Here is a 14,902-nt window from a genome sequence, read left to right as displayed (position 1 = left end):
GAAGGCCCCGCCGTCAACGATGCTCGACGGCCCCGACGCCCAGCCACGACTCCACCGCGCGCACGGCATCCGCCACCGACGGCGGCATCGGCGCATCGCGCACGAGCGACTGCGCCCCCAGGCCATCGACGAAGGCGAGCACGCGCCATGCCGCACGATCGACGTCGTCGACGCGCAGCGCGCCCGCAGCGACGCCGGCGGCGATCGTCTCGGAGACGAGCGCGTGCCACGCGCCCATCTGCTCGCGCACCGCGGCAGCGAGCTCGGGATTGCGACGCCCGAGCGCCCACCCCTCGACCCACAGCACCGTGACGTCGTCGCGCGAGCCGTCGAGCACCGTCTCGAGCAGGGCACGAAGGCCACCCGAGTCGCCCGCAGCCGCGACGACGGCGCGCACCTCCTCGACCTCTGCGCCCACGAGGTCGCGGTAGATGCGAGCGACGAGGTCGGGCATCGACGGGAAGTAGTGCGCGACGAGGCCCTGCGTGACGCCAGCGCGGTCGGCGACCGAGCGCACCGTGACGGCTGCGAGCCCCTCGCCGCGGGCGAGGTCGGTCGCCGATGCGAGGATCTCGGCGGCGCGCTCGGTGGGCGGCTTGCGCGTGCGCGCGGGGCGGGCCTCGGTCGACATCGCTCGCGAGCCTACGTGCTCAGCCGCCGTGCGCGACGAGCTGCAGCCCGATGACCGCGAGGCCCAGCACGGCCTCCGCGCCGAGCACGACGAGCCGCTGCCACCACGTGATGCGTGCCCGGCGCACGGCGAGCCAGCCGATGACGATGAGCGCGACGATGAGCGCGACCGCCGAGGCGTGCAGCGCCCGATCGGGCTCCCACGCGCCGGCGGCCGAGAGTCCGAGGAAGACGAACGGCACCGCGACGCCGCCGAGGGCACCGACGAGGGTGCCGACGATGTGTCGCATCTCGGCCCGGCTCGGCAGCGACTCGTGCACGACGATGTGCGACACGACGTCGGCCGTGAACACGGCGAGCACGGTGCCGGCGAGCGTCACCCCGAGCGTCGTGAGCGCCTCGCCCGCCGTCGGATGCCCGTGGCCGGCGAGCGCGAGCACCACCGCGAGCGCCGCGAACGTCAGGTAGATCCGCTCCTTGAGCACCGCCGCCCGCTCCTCGCGGCCGGCGGGCGACTCGTCGCGTGCGCGCATGCGATCACGCTACGCCGGTCGCGCCGCTCGAGGGCGTCAGCGGTCGGGGCGCAGCGGCCCGACCTCGGGGCGGTTCAGCGTCAGGGTCGCCCTGACGTGGATGCGACGTGACGACGCAAGCCCTCGACGGCGAGGCGGTCGACCGCGAAGGTGGAGCCATGCCCACCTTCCTCGGACTCGCGATGATCGTGCTCTCGCTCGGCACGCTCGTCGGCTCCATGACGATGCTGGTCACCCGGGCGAGCGGGCACGACTGGTCGACGGCGGGCTGGCGCCTCATGCGCCGGGCGACGCTCGTGCATGCAGCATCGCTCGGCGCCGGATCCGGCGGCGCAGCCATCCTCCTCTCGCTCGATGGCCCGCCCACCAGCCTCTGGGCGTTGCCGATCGGCGCGGCCGTCGTGACGCTCATGATCGCCGTCGGCGTTGTGGCATGGCGGCGAGGGCCCGTCGATCCCGCGACGCGCGAGCCTCGTGACGAGCCTGCGGCTCGTCGACGTCTCGCCGTCGGGGTCGGCTCCTCCGTCGGCGCCGCTGGCCTGGTGCTCGTCGTGCTCGGCATCGTGTCGCCATGGCCGTTCGGTCTCGGACTGGGCATCGCATTGGCGCTGCTCGCCGGCATCTTCGCCGTCCTCGTGCGCGTCGACCGGCCCGCCTCCGTCGTCAGCCGTCGCGCCGAGGCTCGCCGCCACGGCTGACGACTGGCCCGCCTCCGTCGTCCGTTGCCGCGCCGAGGCCCGACGCCACGGCTGACCCCTTCCCCGGCGCCCGCCAGGCGACGAGGATGGAGCCACCGCCCGCGTGAGGAGACCATCCATGGCCGACATCGACCGCTACGACGTCGTCGTGATCGGCGCAGGACCGGGCGGCACCGCGGCGGCGCTGCGCGCAGCCGACCTCGGAGCCCGCGTCGTCGTGCTCGAGGCCGCCCGGCTCGGCGGCACGTGCGTGAACTCGGGATGCGTGCCGACGCGCGTGCTCGCGCGTGCCGCGCGGCTCATCCGCGACGCGCGGTCCGCGCACGAGCACGGCGTGGTCGTGGGCGACGTGTCGCTCGACTGGCGCGCCATGGTCGATCGGGTGCACGCGCGCGTCGACGAGGTGCGCGCGATGAAGCGCGAGGCCGAGCGCTTCGCAGCCGCCGGCGTGGACCTCGTGCAGGAGGGCCGCGCCCGGTTCGTCGACCAGCACACGCTCGAGCTCGACAGCGGCCGCCGCATCGCCGGCGACAGCATCCTCGTGTGCGTCGGCGGGCACGCCAGACGGCTGCCGATCCCGGGCGCCGAGCTCGCGGTGCTCCCCGACGAGGTGCTCGACCTGCCCGCGCTCCCCGATCGCGTCGCCGTGATCGGCGGCGGCAACACGGGCGCGCAGCTCGCGACGGTGCTCGCGGCCTTCGGCGCCCACGTGACGCTGCTCGATCTCGCCCCGCGCATCCTCATGCCCTCGGATGCCGAGATCTCGGCCGAGATCGCCCGCTCGTTCGTCGAGCGCGGCGTCGACGTGCGATGCGGCATCGAGGGCGTCTCGAGGCTCGAGCGATCGGACTCCGGCGCGATCGACCTCGTGCTCGTGGAGGACGGCGAGGAGCGCACGCTCGAGGTCGACGGCGTCATCATGGCGACGGGCTGGCCCGCCGACGTCGCCGACCTCGGCCTCGAGCACGCCGGGCTGCAGGTGGAGCGCGGCGCGATCCCCGCCGACGACTACCTGCGCACGGCCGTGCCGCACATCTTCGCCGTCGGCGACGCCAACGGCCGCGACATGCTCGTGCAGGCGGCGCAGTTCGAGGGCGAGGCGGCTGCGGAGAACGCGGTGCTCGGCGCCTCGGTGCGTGCGCCCCATCGGCTGCTGCCCGCCGGCGGCTTCACGGACCCCGACTACGCAGGCGTGGGATTCACGGAGGCCGAGGCGCGTGAGCGGGATGCGCAGTGCGTCGTCGCCACCGTGCACTACGACGCCGTCGACCGCGCCGTGATCGACGACCGCGACGCCGGCTTCCTCAAGCTCGTCGTCGACCGCTCCCGCTCGACGGTGCTCGGCGCGCACGCCGTTGGCGAGAGTGCCGTCGAGGTCGTGCAGGCCCTCACGACCGCGATGGCGGCAGGCGTGCGGGTGCAGACGCTCGCGGAGGTGCGCTTCGCCTACCCGACGTACTCGGCGATCATCGGCATGGCGGCACGGGCGGTGCTCGCGGCGCGGTGAGAGACAAGACGCCGAGCGTGCCCTGCACCGAGCGGACCCTGCGTGTCGAAAGACTCGTCGGATGACGCGCGCGCCCATCTACGACGACCGAGACCGCATCGACATGAGTCCTCAGCGAAACGGTGAGAGCTCCTTCGAGTTCTTCAATCGAGCGGGTGGGTCGTTGTGGCGGCACAGTCGCAAGCTCCACCAGGACTGGGCCGATCGACTGGACGACCGAGAGTATGTCGACGTGCGGTCGGCGCTGCGCTCGAACGACGCTCAGGCTAGAAGTGCCTTCTTGGAGCTCTACGTCCACGAGTCCCTGATTCGCAGCGGCCATCAGGTCGTCGTCCACCCGGTCGTCCCGCGCTCGACGCATCGACCAGACTTCTTTGCTCAGCGAGCCGGATCGGGTGTGTACGTCGAAGCGATCGCACCAGGAACATCGAGAGAAGCGGCGTCGCGCACGGCGCGGCTGAACGACTTGCTCGCCGCGCTCGATCAAGTTCGCGATGACAACTTCTACCTCATGACGAGGTCGATCGTGCCTGCACGTCACAGCGCGCCAACTGCCGGCTTCAGGAAGTCCGTTCGAGAGTGGCTGCTCACCCTGGACCCCGACTCCGTCTCGACCGAGGACTTCCCGATCCGAACTTTCGAACTCGATGACTGGAGCGTCACGGTCGCGGCAGTGCCCGTACGGCGAGAGCGCCGCGGGAGCATCCAGCGGTCGATCGGGGTCTATGCACACTCCGAGGCCGAGCTCATCGATGATGGCGCGACGTTGGTGCGCGCCCTCAGATCGAAGTCCGGGCGGTACGGAGGACTTGACGCACCCTTCGTGATTGCCGTTGGGACGCACACGTTCGATGAAGAAGACGAAGACGTCTTCAACGCCCTGTACGGCTCAGTCTCCTGGTTGATCCCCAGGATGAGTCCTTCCGGCGAGAACGTTGCCCGCCCCGTGCGCAATCGCGATGGCTACTTCGGCTCGCCCGGTGCATGGAGGAACCGACGAGTGTCTGCGGTCTTGGTCGTCAACCAACTCTCGCTCCACGACCCCACACGAGCTCGCGTCTCGCTCTGGACCCATCCGGACGCACTCTTCCCTCTGCCCGACCGAGCCATGTTTCCGGGCGTCATCCATGAGTGGGATGGCGAGACCACCTCAGAGCGCGACGGCCTTGAAGCGCGGTCGTTCTTCGGATTGGCAGATGACTGGCCACAGGGCGAGCGATGGAGTGACGACTGACCCCACGACCGGAATGGTCGCTCTTCAAGTGAGCGCGGGCATCCCTTTGTCTCACAGCGATGACCGAGGGAGTCACGAGGTCAGGGGTTCAGCGATCCCTGATCGCCGACGACTTCCACGCCATGACTGGCGATGAACCCTCGGCGAAGGACTGCACGAGTACATCCGAGAACATGGGCGCGCACGCGTCTGTGGGCAACTCGCCGCCACCCGGAGTGCTCAGTTCTCGTCGAGTACAGGGTCAGACCGGCTCCGACGACGGTGGCGCGCGCCGCGCGGAGGCGAAGCTCGGCGCCGAGGTGACGGTCGGGGTCGCCGCGTTCATCAACGCCCACCCGCTCAAGCGGCGCATCCGCGTCGACGTCGTCGGGACGTTCAAGAGCGAGGACAAGCAGCTGCTCGATTCGAAAGCGCGGATCGAGGTCAGCGCATACCGCTCAGATGCGCAGAGGGGCCGGTCACGTGGACCGGCCCCCGGAGTACGCGCTTCGCTCAGACGCACTGCACGCTCTGCACCGCCCCATCGAGCGTGTAGTAGAACCGCGCGGTCTGGCCCTTGGCCCCGCAGGTGTTCGCAGAGAGATACGGCCCCATCGCCGCTCCGATGGAGCCAAGGATGAGCGCACCAGCCGGACCCATCAGGAGACCGAGGGCACCCAAGATGAAGGTGCTTCCGCCGTTGATCCAGGCCTGTTGGTCCTCCGGAGACAGCTCGATGTAGTACCCGTAGGCATCGGCGCCCACACCGACCATCGGGGACAGCGTGTCATCGCCGCCAGCGTCTGCAGGGACGGTCGTCTCCGTCACGGTGAAGATCGAGCCCGCGCCGAACGCGTAGTCGCTCTCGATCCCGGCCTCGGTCACGCGGACCTCGACAGGCGTGGCACGCTCGCCGACGCTTGCCAACGAGGCCTGCAGCTCGGCCTCCGTGACCAGGGGCGTGGAGACCTCGGGTGAGGCCGCTTGGGCAGGGGCTGTGGTCGACGCTGAGGCTGCCGACCCGAATCCGAAGATGGCGCCTGCCGCGACGATGGCGGTCAAACTGGTGGTGAGTGCACGCTTCATCAGTCAATCTCGCTTTCACATCGGCTCGAATCGTGTAGCGACCCTATGTGCCGAAATGGGGGACGTCAAGAGGGGTTGCGGACTGCAGGCGCAGGGGAGGTAGCGTGGCGGAATGTTCTCTGCGATCGGATTCGTCATCGCCATCGTCTGGGCGTTCGTGAACCCCTATCTCTTCGCCGGCGCGGCCGACTCAGCGCTTGCAACCGCCTTGGCGACAGTCGCCGGCCTCATCGTCTTCATCGGCGGAGGAGCCCTGCTCGACCGGCGACGGAAGGCCCGCGCCCCGTCCAGCCGGTAGACAGGCACGCCCCTCCCCCTCGAGCGCATCCCGCCCTGAAGCCCGAAGGTCAGTTGACACGACCTTCGGGCTTCTCCCTTCCCGCTGCGCACCGTCGAGCGCCGGCTCTGACGATTCCTCCATCGACCGGGCCTGGCTCGAGCGGCAGCTGGACGACATGTGGGGCAAGGTCACGCTCTACAACTGCTACCAGCTGTTCGTGCAGTTCACGTCGAAGAAGATCAAGAACCCGGTCGGCATCGCCGATGCGCTCGCGCCGGAGCCTGACGCCCTTGCGGAGCAGCGCGAACACGTCGAGACGACGCGGGCCGCAGCGCTGAAGTCGAAGACGATCGAGACAGCATTCACCCCTGGAGTGCCCTCGGGCATCGCTCTGGCGAAACCTCGACACCGAGACCGCCAAGGATCGTGGGCTCCACCCCCGACAACGGGGCGGTCGTCCCGGGACCCCAGGGACGCTCGAGCGACTGCGGACTAGCCAGCCAGATACCGCGCCTCCTCGTCAGCCAGGTTCGTACCGACGAATCACCCGGTCACGACCAGGTCCAGTAGGGCGGACGGGACTTGAACCCGTGACCGACGGATTATGAGTCCGCTGCTCTGACCAGCTGAGCTACCGCCCCGCGAAGGAGCCTACCGACGCGCGCTACCGCGTCTCGTCGGCCGGCTCGGCGTCCGGGTCGAGCGCATCCGCACCGTCGCCCGACGGCTCGAGGTGCGGCAGCTCCGTGACGGGATCGACCACGTCCTCGCCGCGGTACAGCGCCTCGAACACGTCGAGCGTCGTCTCGATGTCATGCACCGACACGAGCTCGAGCGACCGGTGCCGCAGCGCCTGCCACTCGTCGTCGCTCGCGCGCAGCACCCGCTCGAGCTGCACCGCGAGGTCGGCGTCGTCGTCGGGGCGGAAGAGGTAGCCGTTGCCGTCGACGAGGTGCGGCAGCGCCATGGCGTCGGCCGCGACGACGGGCAGGCCCGACGCCATGGCCTCCATCGTCGCGATCGACTGCAGCTCGGCCGTCGACGGCATGACGAACACCTCGCCGCCCGTCAGGCGCGCACGCAGCTCCTCCGCCGACACGAAGCCCGTGAGCTCGACGCGATCGCCGACGCCCAGCTCGACCGCGAGGGCCCGCAGCTCGTCGACGAGATCGCCGCCGCCCACGATCTGCAGCCGCGCGTCCAGCTCCTTCGGCAGGCGTGCGAGGGCGCGCACGGCCGTGTCGATGCGCTTCTCGCTCGTCACGCGACCCACGAACACGATCGTGCCGTGGTTGCGCGTCGGCGAGACCGTGTAGTCGGATGCGCGCAGCCCGCACGAGACGGCGTGCACGTGGTGCAGGCCCGTCATGCGCTCGAGGTAGTCGGCGCTGCGCCGCGTCGGCGTCGTCACGGCGTCGCAGCGGCCGAACACGCGCCCCGCATCCGCCCACAGCGCATTCGTGATGCGCCCCTGCGCGACCTTCGGGATGTTCGAGTGGTCCATGAGGTTCTCGAACATGATGTGGTTCGTGCCGATGAGGCGGATGCCGCGCGCCCGCGCCGCCGACGCGAAGCCGCGCCCCACGACGAGGTGCGACTGGAAGTGCACGACGTCGGGCTTGAGCGCGTCGAGCAGCGAGCCGGCGTTCTGCACGATGCGCCACGGCTCGGCGAAGCGCAGCCAGTCGTGGCCCGGGTAGCCGAGCGAGCGCAGACGGTGCACGGTGAAGCGCACCCCCTCATGCTCCTCGACGCGCGTGCCCTGGCGGCCGCGCGCCGTCGCCGAGGCGACGACGTGCACCTCGTGGCCGCGCCGCGCGAGGCCCGCCGCGAGCTGCGTCGCGAACGTGGCCGCGCCGTTGACGTCGGGCGCGAACGTGTCGCCGGTGATGAGGATGCGGAGCGGATCCGTCACTCGTCGTCCTCCACGAGGGTCTTGGCTTGCAGCTGGGGATGGTGCCTCGCGAGCTGGAACACGCCGAACACGGCGAGCCCACCCGCGAGCACGAAGACGATGAGCGCCCACGGGGGCGTCTGCGCCGCCTCGCCGAGCACCGTCACGCCGATGAGCACGGCGATGAGGGGGTCGACGACCGTGAGGCCCGCGATCACGAGGTCGGGCGGGCCCGACGCGTGCGCGAGCTGCACGAAGTAGCCGCCGAACGCGAGCGCGGCGGCGACGCCGAGCAGGCACAGGATCGTGAGCCACTCGAAGTTGCCGGTCGTGATGCGGTTCAGCACGACCTTCATGAGCGTGACGACGAAGCCGTACAGCACGCCGGCCGCGATGACGTAGAAGATCGCGCTCGCCTTGTCGCGCCAGCGCCACCACGCGAGCCCCAGGCCGATGCCGACGACGAGCAGCAGGCACAGCACCGTGAGCAGCTGCTGGTCGCGGATGGGGTGCTCGACGGCGAACACCGCGGCGACCGAGACGAAGATGCCGATGCCGAGCAGGCAGAAGAGGATGGAGTTGATCGTGGGCGAGTCGAGGCGATGGCGCGCGACGCGCGCGTTCACGACGGCCGTGACCACGAGCGCGACGGCGCCCAGCGGCTGCACGACGATGAGCGGCGCGAGCGAGAGCGCCCACAGCTGCATGAGCGCCGCGAGACCCAGCATCGACGTGCCCACGACCCACGACGGGCGACGGATGAGCAGCCCCAGCTGTCGCAGGTCGAGCTTCGCGCCCGAGTGGCCCGCCGATCCCTCGACGAGCGAGACGCCGCGGTGCTGGAACTGCGTGCCGAGCGACAGCACGACGGCACCCACGATCGCAATCGGGATGCCGAGCGCCTGCAGTGGCGTCAGCGAGATCTGCTCGGTCAGATCGGTGATGTCAGCCAGCCGCACCATCCGACAGTACCGGCCTCGAACCGTCGATACCCTTGGCGACATGGCCGTGCTCCCCATCTGCATCACCGGCGAGCCGGTGCTCCACACCGCCGCGACCGAGGTGTCGACCGTCGACGACGAGCTGCGCACCCTCGTCGCCGACATGGTCGAGACGATGCACGCGGCGCCCGGCGTGGGGCTCGCCGCCCCGCAGGTCGGCGTCGGCAAGCGCCTGTTCGTGTGGTCGTGGACCGATGCGGATGGCGTGGAGTCGTCGGGCGTGGCGATCAACCCCACGCTGTGGATCGCTCCCCTGCCCATCGACGAGGTCACGGAGGACGACGAGGAGGGCTGCCTGTCGATCCCCGGACCGCGCGAGGCGCTCATCCGATCGCAGTCGGCGATCCTCGAGGCGACGGACCTCGACGGCGAGCGCTTCCGCATCGAGGCGACCGGCTGGCTCGCCAGAATCTTCCAGCACGAGTACGACCACCTCGACGGCATCCTCTACGCCGACCGCCTCGATCACCGCGAGTGGAAGTCGATCGAGAAGGCCATCAAGAAGGCCCGCTACGGCCGCCCGGGGCTGTCGTGGACGCCCGGCGTCGACGACGTCGACGCCTGACGCACGAGCCCACCGTGGTTCGAGCGGGCCTCGGATCGGTGCTAGGCTAGCGGGGCTGTTCCCAGCATTCCTCGATAGCTCAATTGGCAGAGCAGCCGGCTGTTAACCGGCAGGTTGATGGTTCGAGTCCATCTCGGGGAGCAGCAGGAGGCCCCATCGTTCGCGGTGGGGCCTTCGTCGTTGCAGGGTCCCGACCTCCCCTGGTGACTGGTCGCTCGTGGTTCCCACGAGTGACCGATCTCGACCACGAGTGACCAGTCAGCTGCAACGAGCGACCAGTCACAACCACGAGTGACCGGTCAGCTGCAACGAGCGACCAGTCACAACCACGAGTGACCAGTCACCGCAACGAGTGACCAGCCGCCGCGACGAGTGACCAGTCGGCCAGGAGGGCGAGCGGGCAGGGACCCGTCAGGCCGCGGGGCGCTCCGTGCGGGCGAGGGACTCGACGTAGGGATGCCGCGGGTCGGCCAGCAGCGCGTCGATCGCGCCGACGCCCACGACGCGGCCGCGGTGCAGCACGACCGAGAGGCCGCCGATGGCGCGAGCCTGCTTCGGCGTGCGGACCGCTGCCACGACGGCGCGGGTCTCGGCGAGCGTGCGGAGGCCGTCGAGCACGTCGGGCGCGACGACGGGGTCGAGCCCCGAGATCGGGTCGTCGACGATGAGCGCCTTGGGGTCGAGCACGAGCGCCCGCGCGAGCGAGACGCGCTGGCGCTGGCCGCGCGAGAGCTCGAACACGTGGCGGTCGAGCATGCCGAGCGGCAGGCGCACGGCGTCGAGCGCGCTCGCCACGGCGACGCCGGCCTCCTTGCGGTCGAAGCGCGGGTCGCGGTCGAAGATGGGGCTCGCGACGACGTCGCCGACCGTCATGGTCCCCTCGAGCCGCTCGGAGCCGCGCTGCTCCGCGTGCCCCACGAACGCGAGCAGCCGCGTACGGGCGCGCGCGCCGAGGCCGCGCAGGTCGTGGCCGAGCACCGCGATCGAGCCGCCGTGCAGCTCGGGCCCCTGCTCCTTGGGCGTCTGCAGCGCGATGGCGTCGAGCAGCGTCGACTTGCCGGCACCCGTCGGCCCCAGCACCGTCACCGGCGCGCCGGGCTCGGCGACGAACGAGACGCCGCGCACGACGAGCGTCGTCGATCCCGCGTGGGCGAGGGATGCGTCGTGCACCCGGATCGCTGCGTGGGTCGGCTCCGTCATCGCTGCTCCTCCATCCGCGCCCGCTCCGCGTCGAGCTCGTCGATCCTCGTCGCGAGCTGCCTCGCCGCCGCCGGATCGCCCTCGCGAAGCCGATACAGCTGTCCGAGCAGCTCGCCCTTCTCCCTCAGGATGTCACGCAGGATCAGGGTCACGACCACGCCGCGCACGCTCGACTCGACGCCACGGGGTCCCGCGATCATCGGCGCGATCGCGAGCTCGCGCACGAGGGGCGCGAGCGGCGGCGGCACGGCAGCGGCGACGCGCTCGGAGAAGCCGGATGCGGCGATGTGGTCGAGCTCGGCGAGGATGCCGTCGCGCACGATCCGCAGCGTCTCGTCCCCGACGTGCGCCGATGCGCCGCGGGCGCGCAGCGCCTCGGGCACGTGCTGGCCCTGCTGCAGCATCGCGACGATGGCCTCGCGCTCGAGGATCGTCGCGGGATCCTTCGGCAGCTGCTGCATCGTCATCTGCGGCTGCTCCGGCGCGGCGGGAGCCCCGCCGTGCGCACCGGGCGCGCCCTGCCCGCTCCCCTGCTGCCCGGGACGTCCCTGCGGCCGCGCATCCTGCCGCCCCTGCTGCGCGCGCCACGCCTGCAGCGCGCGCTGCACGTCGCGCGGCTCGACGCCGAGCCAGCCCGAGAGCTGCCGCTGGTAGCCCTCGGCGAGCGCGCGGTCGCGGATCGTGGCGAGCACGGGTGCCGCGGCACGCGTGGCCTGCACGCGGCCCTCGACGGTCTCGAGGTCGAAGGCGTCGACGACGCGGCGCAGCATGAACTCGAACATGGGGCGGCGCGTCTCGATGAGTCGGCGCACGGCGTCGTCGCCGCGCTGCAGGCGCAGGTCGCACGGGTCGAGGCCGTCGGGTGCGACGGCGACGAACGTCTGCGCCGCGAAGCGCTGCTCCTCGGCGAAGGCGCGGCTCGCGGCCTTCTGGCCGGCCTCGTCGGGGTCGAAGGTGAAGACCACCTTGCCGAGCGCCGTCGTGTCCGACGTCGACACGTCGCCGAGCACACGCCGCAGCACCTTGATGTGGTCGACGCCGAACGCCGTGCCGCACGTCGCGATCGCGGTCGTGACGCCCGCGAGATGGCACGCCATGACGTCGGTGTAGCCCTCGACGATCACGGCCTCGCGCTGCTTCGAGATGTCGCGCTTGGCGAGGTCGAGCCCGTAGAGCACCTGCGACTTGTGGTAGATCGCGGTCTCGGGCGTGTTGAGGTACTTGGGGCCAGGGTCGTCGTCGAGCAGCTTGCGCGCGCCGAATCCGACGGTCGCGCCGGTCACGTCTCGGATGGGCCACACGAGCCGTCCGCGGAAGCGGTCGTACGGCCCGCGCGGGCCCTCGGAGAGCAGGCCGGCGCGCAGCTGCTCGTCGTCGGTGAAGCCCTTGCCGCGGAGGTGGGTGCGCAGCGCCTCGAACGACTGCGGCGCGAAGCCCACGCCGAATCGCTGCGCCGCCGCGAGGTCGAACCCGCGCTCGCCGAGGAAGCGCTGGCCGGGCTCCGCGGCGGGCGTGAGCAGCTGCGCCTGGAAGAACTCCGCAGCGGCCTTCGACGCCTCGAGCAGCCGCAGCCGCGAGCCGGCCTCGACCTGCGGGGCGCCGCCATCCTCGTAGCGCAGCGTGATGCCGAGCTGGGCGGCGAAGCGCTCGACGGTCTCGGTGAACGACGTGTGGTCCATCGCCATGACGAAGCCGATGACGTCGCCGTCCTCGCCGCAGCCGAAGCAGTGGTACCGGCCGATCGCGGGGCGGACGTGGAACGACGGCGACCGCTCGTCGTGGAAGGGGCAGAGGCCCTTGAGGCTGCCGACGCCCGCGGACTTCAGCGTGACGTGATCCGAGACGATGTCGACGATCGACATGCGGCTGCGCACCTCGTCGATGTCCTCCCTGCGGATGCGGCCGGCCATCAGACCACCTGCTGCGCGTGCCACGCCACGGCGGTCTGGTCCGAGAGGTTCGCGACCTGGTCGACGACGACGCGCATGCGTCCCGCGTCGTCGGAGGCGTCGCGCCAGTCCTCGGCGAACGTCGCGTCGAGCGCGCCCTCCCCCACCTCGAGCAGGCGGTCGGCGAGCTCGCCGAGGATGACGCGCTGCTGCTCGTAGATCGGCTGCCGGTGCTCGACGTCCATGACGAACGCGGCGACGGTGCCCTTGAGCACCGCGATCTCGGCGCGCACGTCGCTCGGCACGACGACGGAGCCCCCGAAGCGCGCGAGCGGCCCCGAGTAGGCGGCGCGCGTCGCTGCGGCGGATGCGGTCGCGAAGCGGCCGATGAGCCGAGACGTGAGGTTCTTGAGGCGCGCCTGGTCGCCGCGCCCGCCGTCGAACGCGTCGAGCCACGTGTCGAGGTCGTCGAGCCGGTCGAAGGCCGCGAGCAGCTCGTCGCGCGGCACGTCGCCGACCCACCGTTCCATGCGGTCGACGAGCGCGTCGTGGTCGGCGCGACCGGCGAGCGCCCGCGGGTCGATGAAGCCGTTGACGATGGCGTCCTCGAAGTCGTGCACCGAGTAGGCGATGTCGTCGGCGAGGTCCATGACCTCCGCCTCGATGCAGCGCCGGCCCGCCGGCGCGCCCTGGCGCGCCCATTCGAACACGTCGCGGTCGACGGCGTAGAAGCCGAACTTCACGCGTCCCGACCCCGCGTCGAGCACCTCCTGATCGGCGGGCCACGGATACTTCGTCGCAGCATCGACGCTCGCGCGCGTGAGGTTGAGGCCGTAGGCGCGGTCGGCGACGATCTTGGGCTCGAGGCGCGTGATGACGCGCAGCGTCTGCGCGTTGCCCTCGAAGCCGCCGATCGCCGCGGCCCACTCGTTGAGCGCTCGCTCGCCGTTGTGGCCGAACGGCGGATGCCCGATGTCGTGCGCGAGGCACGCGGTGTCGACGACGTCGGGGTCGAGCCCGAGCGCGCCGGCGAGCTCGCGGCCGACCTGCGCGACCTCGAGCGAGTGCGTCAGGCGGTTGCGAGCGAAGTCGAGCCCCGAGGTCGGCGACACGACCTGCGTCTTCTGCGCGAGCCTGCGCAGGGCGCTCGAGTGCAGCAGCCGAGCGCGATCGCGCGCGAAGTCGCTGCGCCGCGTCGAGTGCGTCTCGGGGAGCCACCGCTCGCGGTCGTGCCCCACGTAGTCAGCCGCCACGCGTGTCGCTCTCGTCCTCGATGAGCGCCGCCCGCTGCGCAGGCGTGAGCTCGGGGCTGTCGAGCCAGCCGTCGGGCAGCGCGGGACGCTTGGGGCTGCCCGCCCGGCCGCGCTGCCCCTCGACGCCCGCGGCGTCGTACGGGGCATCGGGAAGGGTGGCGACGAGCTCGTCGATCTCGGCGAGGCTCGACACGGCCGCGAGGGCGCGACGCACGTCGCCGCCCATCGGGTAGCCCTTGCCGTACCAGGCGACGTGCTTGCGGATGTCGCGGCAGGCGCGATCCTCGTCGCCGAAGAACTCCACGAGCAGCTCCGCATGGCGACGGAAGACCGCGAACACCTCGTGCAGCGACGGGCGGAAACGCTCCTCGCGCCCCTCGAACGCAGCCACGAGGTCGCCGAAGAGCCACGGACGGCCGAGGCAGCCGCGACCGACCACGACGCCGTCGCAGCCCGTCGCGTCCATCATGCGCACGGCGTCCTCCGCCTGCCAGATGTCGCCGTTGCCGAGCACCGGCACCGTCGTCACGGCCTCCTTGAGACGCGCGATGGCATCCCAGTCGGCGGTGCCCGAGTAGTGCTGCGCCGCCGTGCGACCGTGCAGCGCGACCGCGGCGACGCCCGCGGCCTCGGCCGTGCGGCCGGCCTCGAGGTACGTGAGGTGGTCGTCGTCGATGCCCTTGCGCATCTTCACCGTCAGCGGGACGTCGCCGGCAGCGCGCACGGCGCGCTCGACGATCGCCCGGAACAGCTCGTGCTTCCACGGCAGCGCCGAGCCGCCCCCGCGACGCGTGACCTTCGGCACGGGGCAGCCGAAGTTCAGGTCGATGTGGTCGGCACGATCCTCGTCGACGATGATCTGCACGGCCCGCTCGACCGTCGCGGGGTCGACGCCGTAGAGCTGCACCGAGCGCGGCGTCTCGGACTCGTGGTGCGAGAGCAGGCGGAACGTCTCCTCGCCGCGCTCGACGAGCGCGCGCGACGTCACCATCTCGGCGACGTACAGCCCGGCGCCGTGCTCGCGGCACAGTCGACGGAACGCCGTGTTCGTGATGCCCGCCATCGGCGCGAGCACCACGGGGGCCTCGAGCGCGATGGGGCCGATCCGCAGCGCCGGCGCCCGCGTCGCGGAGGGGCTCTGCGTACCGGTCAC

14 protein-coding genes and 2 tRNA genes are annotated in these 14,902 nt (G+C 71.4%); 6 read left to right on the top strand and 10 right to left on the bottom strand.

Annotated elements, in window-relative coordinates:
• Positions 1-13 precede the first annotated feature (13 nt).
• The gene (locus tag FS793_RS00990; RefSeq protein ID WP_144717675.1) at positions 14-631 is read right to left on the bottom strand and encodes a TetR/AcrR family transcriptional regulator; all 618 of its coding nucleotides are present in this window, start codon (positions 629-631) and stop codon (positions 14-16) included.
• A 19-nt stretch (positions 632-650) separates the two neighbouring features.
• The gene (locus FS793_RS00985) at positions 651-1,163 is read right to left on the bottom strand and encodes a hypothetical protein (RefSeq protein WP_144717673.1); all 513 of its coding nucleotides are present in this window, start codon (positions 1,161-1,163) and stop codon (positions 651-653) included.
• A 107-nt stretch (positions 1,164-1,270) separates the two neighbouring features.
• Here FS793_RS00985 and FS793_RS00980 point away from each other — a divergent pair, with 107 nt between their 5' ends.
• The 3 genes from FS793_RS00980 (at position 1,271) to FS793_RS00970 (ending at position 4,602) form a co-directional block, all read left to right on the top strand.
• Positions 1,271-1,861 (top strand): hypothetical protein, encoded by a 591-nt coding sequence (locus tag FS793_RS00980; RefSeq protein WP_144717671.1) that lies wholly within the window; start codon positions 1,271-1,273, stop codon positions 1,859-1,861.
• 118 nt (positions 1,862-1,979) lie between these two features.
• On the top strand, positions 1,980-3,368 hold the full coding sequence (locus FS793_RS00975) for a dihydrolipoyl dehydrogenase family protein (protein ID WP_144717669.1): 1,389 nt from the start codon (positions 1,980-1,982) through the stop codon (positions 3,366-3,368).
• Positions 3,369-3,429: 61 nt separating this feature from the next.
• Positions 3,430-4,602, top strand: a complete 1,173-nt coding sequence (locus tag FS793_RS00970; RefSeq protein ID WP_144717667.1) for a hypothetical protein — start codon at positions 3,430-3,432, stop codon at positions 4,600-4,602.
• A gap of 492 nt (positions 4,603-5,094) precedes the next feature.
• Here FS793_RS00970 and FS793_RS00965 read toward each other — a convergent pair whose 3' ends face one another.
• Complete coding sequence (locus tag FS793_RS00965) at positions 5,095-5,667, bottom strand: hypothetical protein (RefSeq protein WP_144717665.1); 573 nt, start codon at positions 5,665-5,667, stop codon at positions 5,095-5,097.
• A 112-nt stretch (positions 5,668-5,779) separates the two neighbouring features.
• On the opposite strand from FS793_RS00965, the gene FS793_RS16045 reads away from it, so the two are divergent.
• Positions 5,780-5,965 (top strand): hypothetical protein, encoded by a 186-nt coding sequence (locus tag FS793_RS16045; protein WP_186329264.1) that lies wholly within the window; start codon positions 5,780-5,782, stop codon positions 5,963-5,965.
• A gap of 549 nt (positions 5,966-6,514) precedes the next feature.
• Here FS793_RS16045 and FS793_RS00955 read toward each other — a convergent pair.
• The 3 genes from FS793_RS00955 to FS793_RS00945 form a co-directional block, all read right to left on the bottom strand.
• Positions 6,515-6,588, bottom strand: a tRNA-Ile gene (locus tag FS793_RS00955).
• A 23-nt stretch (positions 6,589-6,611) separates the two neighbouring features.
• Complete coding sequence (locus FS793_RS00950) at positions 6,612-7,862, bottom strand: glycosyltransferase (RefSeq protein WP_260979964.1); 1,251 nt, start codon at positions 7,860-7,862, stop codon at positions 6,612-6,614.
• The gene (locus FS793_RS00945) at positions 7,859-8,800 is read right to left on the bottom strand and encodes a multidrug DMT transporter permease (protein ID WP_260979963.1); all 942 of its coding nucleotides are present in this window, start codon (positions 8,798-8,800) and stop codon (positions 7,859-7,861) included. Before FS793_RS00945 ends, FS793_RS00950 begins: the two co-directional genes overlap by 4 nt.
• 43 nt (positions 8,801-8,843) lie before the next feature.
• On the opposite strand from FS793_RS00945, the gene def reads away from it, so the two are divergent.
• Both def and FS793_RS00935 read left to right on the top strand, forming a co-directional pair.
• Entirely contained in the window at positions 8,844-9,407 is a 564-nt protein-coding gene (def, locus tag FS793_RS00940) for a peptide deformylase (protein WP_144717659.1), read from the top strand.
• 68 nt (positions 9,408-9,475) lie between these two features.
• Positions 9,476-9,548: transfer RNA gene (locus tag FS793_RS00935), tRNA-Asn, on the top strand.
• A gap of 270 nt (positions 9,549-9,818) precedes the next feature.
• Here the strand turns inward: FS793_RS00935 and FS793_RS00930 are convergent.
• The 4 genes from FS793_RS00930 to dusB are packed head-to-tail and all read right to left on the bottom strand — an operon-like array spanning position 9,819 to position 14,902.
• Positions 9,819-10,607, bottom strand: a complete 789-nt coding sequence (locus FS793_RS00930; protein ID WP_144717657.1) for an ATP-binding cassette domain-containing protein — start codon at positions 10,605-10,607, stop codon at positions 9,819-9,821.
• The gene (gene dnaG, locus FS793_RS00925) at positions 10,604-12,517 is read right to left on the bottom strand and encodes a DNA primase (protein ID WP_144717655.1); all 1,914 of its coding nucleotides are present in this window, start codon (positions 12,515-12,517) and stop codon (positions 10,604-10,606) included. Before dnaG ends, FS793_RS00930 begins: the two co-directional genes overlap by 4 nt.
• A complete protein-coding gene (locus tag FS793_RS00920; protein WP_260979962.1) occupies positions 12,517-13,749 on the bottom strand; it encodes a deoxyguanosinetriphosphate triphosphohydrolase in 1,233 nt (410 codons plus the stop codon). The genes dnaG and FS793_RS00920 overlap by 1 nt, the downstream gene beginning before the upstream one ends.
• On the bottom strand, positions 13,739-14,902 hold the full coding sequence (gene dusB / locus FS793_RS00915; protein ID WP_260979961.1) for a tRNA dihydrouridine synthase DusB: 1,164 nt from the start codon (positions 14,900-14,902) through the stop codon (positions 13,739-13,741). The genes FS793_RS00920 and dusB overlap by 11 nt, the downstream gene beginning before the upstream one ends.

The organism is Agrococcus jejuensis, assembly GCF_007679035.1.
GTDB lineage: Bacteria > Actinomycetota > Actinomycetes > Actinomycetales > Microbacteriaceae > Agrococcus > Agrococcus jejuensis_A.
The sequence above is the reverse complement of the archived record's forward strand: the minus strand, read 5'-3'. Positions and strand labels throughout refer to the sequence as shown.